We start from the raw sequence: 11,700 nt of genomic DNA on the forward strand, positions 1-11,700 counted from the left end.
AGGAGACTGTGCGATGTTTCAGGTGCTGATTGTAGATGATGAAGAGTCGGTAGTGGAAGGAGTGGCCGCTACCCTTCCTTGCCCCAGGCTGGGTATTGAGGCCATTCACAAAGCGTTCTCTGCTTCGGAGGCATTGGCAACGCTGGCTAAACATCCTGTGGATCTGTTGATTACCGATATCCGCATGCCTGGTATGTCGGGTCTGGAGCTGATGACCCGGGTGCAGGAGATCTCCCGCACGACGAAGTGTATCCTGCTGACCGGCTATGCCGATTTCGACTATGCCAAACAGGCGATCTCGGGCGGTGCTCTCAACTATCTGCTGAAGCCGGTGGATGACGAGGAGCTGATCACCGCCGTCGAGCAGGCGCTGGAGGCGAAACGCCAGGAATGGCAAGGTGTGGTCTCACGGGAGCGGACGGAACGAACACTTCAGGAGAACCTTCCGCTTCTGCGGCGCAATCTGCTGCTGGAGCTAACCCAGCGCAAGCGGTTGCCGCCGGAGGTGCTGGAGGGCAGAATGCAGACGCTTGGGCTGCCGTTTGCCCACGGAGATTTCATCGCATCTTTAATGGTGCGGCTGGAGGAGCCATTTATCCAATATGACGATTACAATCTGCTCTTAATGGAATACGCTGTTACGAATATTGCCGAAGAGGTGCTGCAGGAGCATTATACGGTGTGGTCATGCCGCGATGCGCACGGCTACCTTGTGTTCGCGCTAAAGCCGTTGCACAAGCAGTGGACCCCGGAGGCAGCCGGTGATCCGGCAGCAGCAAGCGCACTACAGCGCCCTCAGGCCACAGAGATACTGGAGCGGCTTGCCGGAGTGATCCAGAACTTCATACAGGCAACGATGAAGGGCAATATCTCGGTCTTCGGCGGAGCCTGGGGAGAATTCCCGGCCCATCTGGCGGATATGTACGAGGAAGGGATGCTGGCTTTCCGGCGGCACATCGGCGGCGGGTTCCTGCTCATTCAGCCGCAGGAGGACGCCTTAGCCCGGCCCATCCAGGCGATGTATCATCTGTATGAGCCACCTGTCTTGACCGATCTGCTCGAAGCGGGCCGCTGGGATGACTTCCGAAGCAAGATTGGCCGGATTCTGGCAGAGCTTGCGGAACGGTTCGTCGGCTCGGGGCAGCATGCGCTGGAGGCCTATTGGGCGATTGCCGGGGCGCTCGCGTATATCGCCCACAAGAGCGGGTATGGCCTGTTTGATCTGGTTACCGGAGACCGAAATCTGCTGGCCTTCGATTCCTTTCATTCCATCGGACAGATGCAGGCGCGGATTCTGGAGCTGGTGGATCTGGTGCAGGCCGAGCTGGAAGGGGAAACCCGGCATGCCCATCATGTGATGATCCGCCGGATACACAGCTACATTGAACAGCATCTGCATAATGATGTTTCACTGCAGGCCATTGCCCAGGAGGTTTTTCTCCATCCGGTCTATGTGTCGCAGCTCTACAAGAACGTGATGGGCGAGAGCCTCAGTGATTATGTATTAAGGCAACGGATGGAGAAGGCTGCCTTTCAGATTAAACACAGCCGCAAAAAGGTATACGAGGTTGCCGAGCTGGTCGGTTACCAGCATGTCCCCTATTTTATCAGAGTATTCAAGAAATATTACGGCATGCCACCGCAGGAATACCGTGATGCCCATAGCTAAAGGTTCCTCCTGGCAGTGGAAGTCTAATTCAAGTTAGAGGAGAGGACAGGACAATGAAACTTCAGCAACAAGCCATGATTGATAACGAAGGGCCTTGGACCGATGCGGACGGACAGCCGATTCATGCGCATGGGGGAGGTATGCTTGAAGTATCCGGCTGGTACTACTGGCTGGGAGAGGACCGGCGTGAAAGGGTAAGAGTCTCCTGCTACCGTTCGCGCAATCTGGTGGACTGGGAGTTTCGCGGCCATGTGCTTACCTTGGATTCCCCCTTTCAGCCCCTCTACCGCCGCACCTCGCTGCTGAGCGCCCGAGTTCCGCTGGCCTTGTCAGCTGGCACTACGTCTGAATCGGGTCTTGATCTGGCAGATCCGGCCTTCAGCCATGATTACCGGCAAGGGGCTGACCCGCGATTATTCCTGCTTGCTCCGGTGCGTTAGGTTCGCAGGCCGGGCGTGTGGCAGTAGTCTGGCGGACTGTTGGCGGACTGTTTGACGTCTGTGTGAGCGGGTAAGTAATAGGCGTAAAGCGGTTTGAGTTGCAAGCCGTGCATAAACCCTGTTACTTCTGCCATCCTATTACACAGGAAGTAATCTAACTATCCCACTTGCATTGCGAAAGGAGAATGGATGATGTCAGACAGTACCCAAACACAGCAAACTATGCCCCCGCAGGTGCAGAACCGCCAGCCGGGAATCGAAAGTGAAATGAAGCCGCGTCCGAAATACGAGCCGACCAATTATAAAGCCGCCGGCAAATTGCTGGGCAAAGCCGCGCTAATCACCGGCGGGGACAGCGGCATTGGCCGCTCGGTCGCCGTGCTGTTCGCGAAGGAAGGCGCAGACGTGGTGATCTCCTACCTGAACGAGCATTCCGATGCCGAGGAAACGAAACGTCAGGTGGAGCAGGAGGGCCGCAAATGCGTCCTGATCCCTGGCGATATCGGAGTTGAGGCCTTCTGCCAGGATCTGATCAACCAGACCATCAAGGAGCTTGGCAAGCTGGACATCCTGATCAACAATGCTGCCGAGCAGCATCCGCAGGACAAGATAGAGGATATTACAGCCGAGCAGCTGGAGCGGACGTTCCGCACCAATATTTTCTCGATGTTCTATCTGACGAAGGCGGCTATGCCGCATCTGCGGGAAGGCTCTAACATCATCAACACGACCTCCATTACAGCCTACCGAGGCAACCCGCAGCTGCTGGATTACGCTTCGACCAAGGGTGCAATTCTCAGCTTCACACGCTCCTTGTCCACGAATCTGGCTGAACAAGGCATTCGTGTCAACGCCGTAGCCCCCGGCCCAATCTGGACGCCGCTGATTCCATCTACCTTCGATGCCAAGAAGGTCAGCGAATTTGGCGGTACCCAGCCGATGAAACGTCCAGGGCAGCCGGAGGAACTGGCACCGGCCTATGTCTACTTGGCCTCCGACGATTCCAGCTATGTGACCGGACAGGTTATCCATGTCAACGGCGGCGAGATTATCAACGGTTAAGGCCTACGATCCTATCGTCATCTTTCTAAGCTGCAGTCCGTTTCGCGGGCTGCAGTTTTTGGCATTCTGCGGAGGGTCTAGGAGGGCGTGCACCTGCGATTTGCGCAATTTATTATTTTACAATGCTTCTTCAGGAATATTGTGTTAGTATTTATAGTGAAATTGACAAGTTCATAGCTATCGCTAGGGGGGCCGCAAGGCTGAGATGAACATAATGTTCGGACCCTTTGAACCTGATCTGGTTTATACCAGCGTAGGGAAGTGAAGTACGAATGACTGTAAGCGGGCCATCATGCGCCTTATTCTTCTACAGCTTTTCTGCTGCCTTCCGTTGTTGGAGGCGGCTTTTTTGCGTTTCAGATCACGGGCTGCAGCGGGTTATGAAAGTAAAGGAGGCGGCGCATGGCGCGTAAAGAACTGCATCTGATTTCTGACGGGAAGCGGGCAGTGGCTCCATTTATAGAAATGGCTGCTGCGGTCCATCCCTTACTGGATTATATCCATCTGCGGGAGAAGCAGTGGTCCGCCCTGGAGCTGCTGGCTGCCGCCGAGCAGCTCCAGCATGTGGGGGTTCCGGCATCCAAGCTGGTCATTAACGACCGGCTGGATGTGGCCCTGGCCGCAGGCGCGGCAGGGGTTCAATTGGCCTGGCATAGTCTGGGTCCGGCCGCTGCCCGGCCGCTCGCGCCGTATCTTCGGCTGGGCCGGTCGGTGCACTCTCCGGCGGAGGCGGCTGAAGCTGCCCGGCAAGGGGCCGATTACTGCCTGTTCGGCCATGTATTCCCCACAGGCAGCAAGCCGGGGCAACGTGAGCGCGGGCTGGCAGAGCTGGCAGAAGCCGTGGGCTGCTGCCGGATTCCGCTGATTGCCATTGGCGGCATCCGGCCGGAGCATGCCGGGCAGATCCTCGCAGCGGGTGCGGCGGGAATCGCAGTGATGTCCGGCATCTGCAGCGCTGCTGATCCGGTGGCTGCGGCCGAAGCTTATTATGCTGCGGTTCAGGCTCCGCAAGCAGGTGAAGGAGGTGTACAGGATGAAGCTGCGCATCAACGGACGATCCGTTGAATATTCCGACAGCTGCCGGACGGTAGCGGATCTGGTAGCTATGCCCGACTGGGCCAAGCGGCTGCTGATCGTGGAGCTTAACGGCGAAATTGTCAGCAAGGAGGCGTATCAAGACACCGCGCTTGCCGAAGGGGACCGGATTGAGCTGGTGCATTTTGTCGGCGGCGGCTGAAGCTGAGGCTGAGACTGAGACATGGGGCTGTCGGACATGTCAACGCAAGAGGCAGAGGACATAACAATTTTTCTGCTCATCTCTCGGGATCTTTAATTTAGTTGCGAAACTGCATCTAATTTGCGATTTTTTCTTATTTTGGAGGAAATAAGTGCGAATACGCATCTATTTTGGAGGTTTGAGCGTTCCAGGATTGATTTACTCGAAATTAGTTGCAGATTTGCACTTATTCGCCTGCTAATGGATGTTTCGGCTGAATTTAGTTGCAGTTTCGCATCTAATTTACTCCAAACGTTCGAGGACACATTATAAATCCTTGGCAGAGCCTGGGGCAGATACTACTCTCACATCTAATGCTGCGCTCAATGTTCCAGACAAATGCTTAGCCATCCTCGTTAATATCTTAACCAGTAACCAGCAACGGAATTATATCTAAAAAGTATCCAGGAGGCGGAGTTTATGCAAGATCCTTTGGTGATAGGAAACACCTCTTTAAGCAGCCGGCTGTTCATCGGAACCGGCAAATACAGCCGCAATACCCTCATTCCCGAGGTGGTTGCGCGCTCAGGCTCGCAGGTCATTACGGTAGCCCTGCGCCGGGTGGACCCCGGGGCGGACGAAGAGAACATCGTCAGCCATATTCCGGACCATATGACGCTGCTTCCCAATACCTCCGGCGCCCGCACGGCGGAGGAGGCGGTGCGCATCGCCAGACTGGCCAGAGCAGGTGGGCTGGGAAACTGGGTGAAGATCGAAGTGATCAATGACCAGAAATATCTGCTGCCGGACAATCTGGAGACGATCAAGGCGACGGAGATTCTGGCAGCCGAAGGTTTCGTTGTGCTGCCGTATATGAGCCCTGATCTGTCGGCAGCCTTGCGGCTGCGGGATGCCGGGGCGGCGGCAGTCATGCCGCTGGGCTCGCCGATCGGCTCGAACCGCGGCCTGCGCACCAAAGAGCTGCTCCGCATCCTCATAGAGGAAGTGAAGTTGCCGATTATTGTGGATGCCGGTATCGGCAGGCCGTCTGAAGCAGCCGAGGCGATGGAGATGGGGGCGGCAGCTGTACTGCTGAACACGGCTATTGCCACGGCACGTGATCCGCTGGGAATGGCAGAGGCCTTCCGGGAGGCTGTATCCGCCGGCCGCAAGGCCTATCTGGCAGGACTGGGACCGGTCGAAGAAGCGGCGGTAGCGTCCTCGCCGTTGACCGGATTCCTGGGAAACTAACAAGGAATGAGGGAGTATCATGAGTTTTTATGAAAGTCTGACCCGGCTGGAGCAGCTTCCGTTTGAGTCGATATGGAAAGAGGCCACGGCAGCCGATGTGCAGCGAGCGCTGGCGAAAGACTGGCTCACTGAAATGGATCTGCTGGTCCTGCTCTCACCGGCTGCCGGGCCTTATCTGGAGGCGATGGCGCAGAAGGCGCAGCGGCTGACCCGCGCACACTTCGGGCATGCCATGCAACTGTTCACCCCGATGTATCTGGCTGATTTCTGCGTGAACCACTGTACCTATTGCAGTTTCAGCTCGATCTACGATTTTCCCCGCAGCAAGCTGACTCTGGAAGAGGTCCGGCGGGAAGCGGCAGCCATTGCCGCAACAGGTCTCCGCCATATTCTGATTCTCACGGGGGAATCGCGCAGGGACAATCCGGTAGCTTATGTCAAGGCATGTGTGGAGGTGTTGCGCGAGTATTTTTCCTCCGTCAGCATTGAGATCAATCCGCTCTCCGCGCCGGAATATAAAGAGCTGCTGGAGGCGGGGGTGGATGGTCTTACACTGTATCAGGAGGTGTACCATCAGGCAACTTATCGCGAGCTGCATGTCAAAGGCCCCAAGCGGAACTACCGCAACCGGCTCGATGCCCCGGAACGCGGCTGCCAGGCTGGTTTCCGCTCCGTGAACATTGGGGCTCTGCTGGGGATGTATGACTGGAGACAGGAAGCTTTTCTGACAGCGATGGATGCGCGTTATCTTCAGGATAAATACCCGGACTGTGAGATCAGCTTGTCTCCTCCGCGGTTCCGGCCTTATCTGGGTGATTTCAGCCCCGAGAGTGATGTGACCGACCGTGCGCTGGTGCAGATTATATTGGCGTACCGTCTGTTTCTGCCCCGTTCAGGTATCACCTTATCTACCCGAGAGCCGGCTGCTCTGCGCGATCATCTGCTTCATCTGGGGATTACCAAAATGTCTGCAGGCGTATCCACGGAGGTTGGCGGGCACACCAGCGGAGGCGGGACCCCGCAGTTTGAGATTTCCGACAGCCGCACGGTCTCTGAAATTACAGAGATGCTGTATGCCCAAGGATTGCAGCCTGTGTTTAAGGACTGGGATATGCTGGGGCTGGAGAGGGTTTAAAAGCATGGAATTCTAACTGGATGAGTTTGATATCACGAACGGTGCTGCAAAGAAGCTCTCCATCTATACACTGGAGAGTTTCTTTAACATAAAGATCCTTGTATCGCTGCACGAATCTCCCGCCGCTGCCCTAAAAACCTGGCAGCGGCGGAAGGATAGGGCTATAATGTTACAATGTGACTATTACATAGACTGCCGCATACCCGGACAAGCTGGTGCTTGCCCGGGTATAGTGCTGTAACCGGGAGGAAACATCATGAAAGCAAACCAACAAGCCGCAGCCCGGCCGGAGCTGGGTCAGAGCCGGCAAGAGACCGGACCCAGCCGCATCCTGCTTGTTCTGGGAATCATCTGCGTTGCTGCGGCCCTCCGTGCCCCGTTCACCTCCGTTGGGGCTTTGCTCGGCATGATCCGCGATGATCTGGGGTTATCCAATACACTCGCGGGAGCTATAACTACCTTGCCGCTGCTGGCATTTGCCCTGCTGTCGCCCTTTGCGCCGCGGCTGGCCCGCCGGTTCGGCACGGCGAATGTGCTGATGGTGGCCATGCTGACGCTGTCCATAGGGATTCTGATCCGCTCGGGTTCAGGCACAGCCCTGCTGTTCACAGGTACGGCCCTGATCGGGCTGTCCATCGCGGTCTGCAATGTGCTGCTGCCGGGACTCATCAAAGGAAGCTTCCCGGCACGCATCGGACTCATGACCGGTGTCTACACCGTGTCCATGAATATCTGTGCGGCCGCTGCCTCCGGCATCAGTGTCCCGCTGGCAGAGCATAACGGCTTCGGCTGGAGGAGCACGCTTGCGATGTGGTTTCTTGTGGCCCTGGTGGCAACCCTGCTGTGGATCCCCCAGATGCGCAAGATGGCCGGCGGCAGCACCGCCCGCCTCGGGCAATCCTCCATACGGGTCTGGCGCTCTCCGCTGGCGTGGCAGGTGACCCTCTTCATGGGACTGCAATCGCTGCTGTATTATGTCCTGATCGCCTGGTTCTCCGTTATTCTGGGCGAGCGGGGGATGTCTTCCAGCCAGGCGGGCTGGATTCTTTCTATTATGCAGCTGGCCCAGCTGCCATTCACCTTTTTCGTCCCGCTGTGGGCGGGGCGGATGAACAACCAGCGCATCCTGGTACTGATTACCTTTCTACTTTTTATAACAGGCATTTCAGGAATCTGGGTGGGCAGCAGCGATTGGATGGTGGTATGGGCCATTTGCATTGGCATTGCCGGAGGCTTCGCCTTTGGGCTTGCCATGATGTTCTTCAGCCTGAGAACCCGCAGCACCCGGGAGGCCAGCGAGCTGTCCGGGATGGCCCAATCCGTAGGTTATCTCCTGGCAGCCACGGGGCCCCCGTTGTTCGGGCTGCTTCATGACATGACCGATAGCTGGAACGTACCCCTGGCCTTGCTGGCCGCAGCCAGTGTGCTGCTGCTTGTGGCCGGACTTGGCGCGGGCAGCAGCCGCTTTGTGGGCGGCCCGGAACGTTGACGGGAGGCGGCCCGGCAAGAGTCAGAATAGTACCGCATCGCAGGGATGGCACCGGAGAGAGCAGGGGCCATCCCTGTTTGGCTCAGGCAATGATTTGCGCAACAAGGTGCAGTAGGGTGGCTATGCAAGCTGCATTGGTCCGGCAACATTTCGGCAATACTTCGGGGTGCTCAACCCCAATGGCCGGAGGCCGGATTAATAAACTGATCGGTAATATCCGTCCATTGGTCCAAAGCGGGAAGCTTTTGCTGGCCCCAATAATCGAGGAACATCCGGATCACTTGACTTCTGTCCGCCGTCTGATAATTATAGTGCTTGAAGGGTTGATCGGCAAAGCTGAGGCGTATCTCGACGATGGTACTGCTCGGCGTATCCCCTGGTATCGCCTGCATATACAGGCTGCCTCCAACAGGTGCATCTGGTAGTATAACTATGAAGTCATTTGATTCGGGATAAAGATCTTCAATAATATCCGTGATAAGTGCCGCTTCTATTGCATCATTATTATAGGTGGCTTGTTGAGTGCTGATGGTGTACTTCGCCCCATTGGCCCAGGAGCCGAAATTTCCGGTTTCACTCATTGTTTTTTCCTCCCTTTGTATATACAACGTGGCTTCGCGGTTGATCATAACGCCATCGTACTCGATCTCATTATACTGTGCAACTGCTTGCGCAGCTCCGTCTATATCGTAAGTAAACCCTTTCATAAACACCCGGGTATGTTATTATAGTAGCTATAGCGTTAATATTAACTTACATTGGGACTGGCTGAGAGGAGTTTGATTGCAGATGCAGCATTTTGAGGACAGCATGTATGAGCTGATTGTAGAGACCTCGACGAATCTGCCTGGCGATGTGCGCCGGGCGGTAGCGAAGGGACGGGCACTGGAAGACAAGGCCACCCGTTCCGGGCTGGCACTGACAACGATTGCGCAGAACATCGGAATGGCTGAGCAGCAGGTATCGCCGATCTGCCAGGACACCGGCATGCCGACTTTTATCATTCATACCCCGGTAGGGATGAATCAGCTTGAGATGACAAAAGATATCCACCAGGCGATCAACCGTGCCACCCGGGACGGCAAGCTGCGCCCCAACTCTGTGGATTCGCTGACAGGCGGGAACAGCGGCGACAACCTGGGGCCGGGCACCCCGGTGATTCATTTTGAACAGTGGGAAGAAGAGAACGTGGACGTGCGGCTGATTCTGAAAGGCGGCGGCTGCGAGAACAAGAATATCCAGTACAGTCTGCCGGCTGAGCTGGAAGGACTGGGCAAGGCGGGCCGTGATCTGGACGGCATCCGCAAATGTATTCTGCATGCCGTCTACCAGGCACAGGGTCAGGGCTGCAGCGCCGGCTTCATCGGCGTTGGCATCGGCGGCGACCGCACAACCGGCTATGAGCTGGCCAAGAAGCAGCTGTTCCGCAAGGTGGAGGATGTGAATCCGCACGAAGACCTCCGGAAGCTGGAGGAATACACCATGGAGAATGCCAACAAGCTGGGAATCGGCACGATGGGCTTCGGCGGCGAGGTTACGCTGCTGGGCTGCAAAATCGGCGTGATGAACCGGCTTCCGGCCAGTTATTTCGTATCGGTTGCCTACAACTGCTGGGCATTCCGCCGACAGGGTATTCTGGTTGATCCCTCCAGCGGCAATATCCGGGAATGGCTCTATGAGAGCGGCAGCGGCATTTCGGTGGAAGGAGACGCAGAAGCTGCCAAGACACCGGCGCCGGTGACCGTTCAGACTGCGGGTGTGCAGGCCGCTGGCGGCGGGGTTGTCACCGAGGATGCTCATATTGCGGCAGCTCCGGCAGAAATCGATCGGTCTGCTGCCGTACTCCGCTCTGCGGATGCGGACAACGGGTCTCGCGGCAATGACAGTGGCGGGGGCGCTAGTGGCTCTGATGGGAATGACAGTGGTGTTAATGGCGGGGCAAGCGGCTCCGGCGGCTCGCGCGAGGTGCGTCTTACGACACCGATCAGCGAGGAGGATGTTCGTGCACTTCGGGTGGGTGATGTGGTGATTATCTCCGGCGAAATGCATACCGGACGTGACGCGCTGCATAAGTATTTGATGGATCATGAAGCTCCGGTTGATCTCGAAGGTGCAGTTATCTACCACTGCGGGCCAGTTATGCTGAAGGATGAGGACGGCTGGCATGTCAAGGCGGCCGGTCCGACAACCAGCATCCGCGAGGAGCCCTACCAGGGGGATATTATCAAAAAGTTCGGGATCCGCGCCGTAATCGGCAAGGGCGGGATGGGTCCCAAGACGCTGCAGGCCTTGCAGGAGCATGGCGGAGTATATCTGAACGCCATCGGCGGCGCAGCGCAGTATTATGCCGAGTGCTTCAAGAAGGTCAACGCAGTTGACTTCATGGAATTCGGCATTCCCGAGGCGATGTGGCATCTGCAGGCTGAGGGCTTCGCCGCAATTGTAACGATGGACGCCCACGGCAACAGCCTGCACGCCGATGTGGAGAAGGACTCCGCCGCCAAGCTGGCGCAATTCCGCGAGCCGGTGTTTAAGTAAGGAGAGAGGAGAGGGTACCAGGAGATTTATCCCGGTGCCGTTTTTTTGCTGATGGGAGGGGTGAACCAACCCCAACCCCCCTGTCCGGAGAGTTAGGGGTTGCTCTACATCGGCCATAGCAATTAGATGCAAACTAGTTACTGCTTTGGTCCCTGCGATATTCCACCAAGTGCTGAAGTATAAGCAAACGACTAGTTAGCGGACCGTAGATCCCCTATATCCTCATTTCTGCGATCGATTGAAGTCTAACGGACTGCTTGTGATGCGGGGTCTATGCCCCTACCAGTTCAAATATGGTCTTGGGGGCAGTAGGAGAACAGTTTTTGTGACGGGGTAACTCCCCCAAAAAGAAGCTCGTTCTCCCGGCTACCGCCATCTTAAAACACCTACAAAAATAGGCCGACCAGAAGTTTCTGGCTAACCTAATAAATACGAAGAAATCCACACCCTCGCTTTTGTCGATAGTGGGGTTCGTGCGTCTTTGTTACGGCCTATACCGTCATGTTGCGTTCTGACCCCGTCTATCCTGTGGATCACCCGATCAATAACGGGTTTTAGGCTTCTCAAGCCTTCTCCATATCCTATAAAAAAGGTATATCCCAAAACACCTCTTTTTCCGGGAATCTATTCCATTTAATAGAATTTGTGGTATGCTTAGCCTAACCGATTGGTGCCTTGCGAGGACCCTCAGCATCTAAGAAACTGCTCTTGAAAAGCATGGAAGTTCAGCCATTTGCAAGTTGTCCTGCCGGATATTATGCACAAGGAAATAGAATTGACCCAGGGTTTTGTAATGGAGAATGGTGTAGTCCATTAAATCCGTTTTCGGATCGCCAAAGAGTTAGGCATATATACATTCATTGTGTTCGTCCGGATGGCGCTACCACAGATGTATACGCT

10 protein-coding genes and 1 riboswitch are annotated in these 11,700 nt (G+C 56.0%); of the genes, 9 read left to right on the forward strand and 1 reads right to left on the reverse strand.

Annotation, left to right across the window (positions count from 1 at the left end):
• Positions 1-13: 13 nt before the first annotated feature.
• From B9T62_RS05465 to B9T62_RS05500, 8 genes are all read left to right on the forward strand, one after another.
• Positions 14-1,669: a response regulator gene (locus B9T62_RS05465; protein WP_087914338.1), complete on the forward strand. Its 1,656-nt coding sequence runs from the start codon at positions 14-16 to the stop codon at positions 1,667-1,669.
• Between the two features lie 53 nt (positions 1,670-1,722).
• Positions 1,723-2,109, forward strand: a complete 387-nt coding sequence (locus tag B9T62_RS05470) for a hypothetical protein (RefSeq protein ID WP_087914339.1) — start codon at positions 1,723-1,725, stop codon at positions 2,107-2,109.
• A gap of 192 nt (positions 2,110-2,301) precedes the next feature.
• Positions 2,302-3,171 (forward strand): SDR family oxidoreductase, encoded by an 870-nt coding sequence (locus B9T62_RS05475; RefSeq protein WP_087914340.1) that lies wholly within the window; start codon positions 2,302-2,304, stop codon positions 3,169-3,171.
• Positions 3,172-3,346: 175 nt separating this feature from the next.
• Positions 3,347-3,448, forward strand: a riboswitch (TPP riboswitch).
• A gap of 125 nt (positions 3,449-3,573) precedes the next feature.
• Positions 3,574-4,236: a thiamine phosphate synthase gene (locus B9T62_RS05480; RefSeq protein ID WP_087914341.1), complete on the forward strand. Its 663-nt coding sequence runs from the start codon at positions 3,574-3,576 to the stop codon at positions 4,234-4,236.
• On the forward strand, positions 4,205-4,408 hold the full coding sequence (gene thiS, locus B9T62_RS05485; protein WP_087914342.1) for a sulfur carrier protein ThiS: 204 nt from the start codon (positions 4,205-4,207) through the stop codon (positions 4,406-4,408). Before B9T62_RS05480 ends, thiS begins: the two co-directional genes overlap by 32 nt.
• 459 nt (positions 4,409-4,867) lie before the next feature.
• On the forward strand, positions 4,868-5,638 hold the full coding sequence (locus B9T62_RS05490) for a thiazole synthase (protein WP_087914343.1): 771 nt from the start codon (positions 4,868-4,870) through the stop codon (positions 5,636-5,638).
• Between the two features lie 19 nt (positions 5,639-5,657).
• Positions 5,658-6,773 (forward strand): 2-iminoacetate synthase ThiH, encoded by a 1,116-nt coding sequence (gene thiH, locus B9T62_RS05495; protein WP_087914344.1) that lies wholly within the window; start codon positions 5,658-5,660, stop codon positions 6,771-6,773.
• A gap of 256 nt (positions 6,774-7,029) precedes the next feature.
• Positions 7,030-8,262: a CynX/NimT family MFS transporter gene (locus B9T62_RS05500; protein WP_087914345.1), complete on the forward strand. Its 1,233-nt coding sequence runs from the start codon at positions 7,030-7,032 to the stop codon at positions 8,260-8,262.
• A gap of 170 nt (positions 8,263-8,432) precedes the next feature.
• On the opposite strand, the gene B9T62_RS05505 is transcribed toward B9T62_RS05500, so the two are convergent.
• Complete coding sequence (locus tag B9T62_RS05505; protein ID WP_157685463.1) at positions 8,433-8,843, reverse strand: hypothetical protein; 411 nt, start codon at positions 8,841-8,843, stop codon at positions 8,433-8,435.
• A 208-nt stretch (positions 8,844-9,051) separates the two neighbouring features.
• Here B9T62_RS05505 and B9T62_RS05510 point away from each other — a divergent pair, with 208 nt between their 5' ends.
• The gene (locus B9T62_RS05510) at positions 9,052-10,800 is read left to right on the forward strand and encodes a fumarate hydratase (protein ID WP_087914347.1); all 1,749 of its coding nucleotides are present in this window, start codon (positions 9,052-9,054) and stop codon (positions 10,798-10,800) included.
• Positions 10,801-11,700: the final 900 nt, after the last annotated feature.

Origin of the sequence: Paenibacillus donghaensis, assembly GCF_002192415.1 — a bacterium.
GTDB classification, from domain to species: domain Bacteria; phylum Bacillota; class Bacilli; order Paenibacillales; family Paenibacillaceae; genus Paenibacillus_AQ; species Paenibacillus_AQ donghaensis.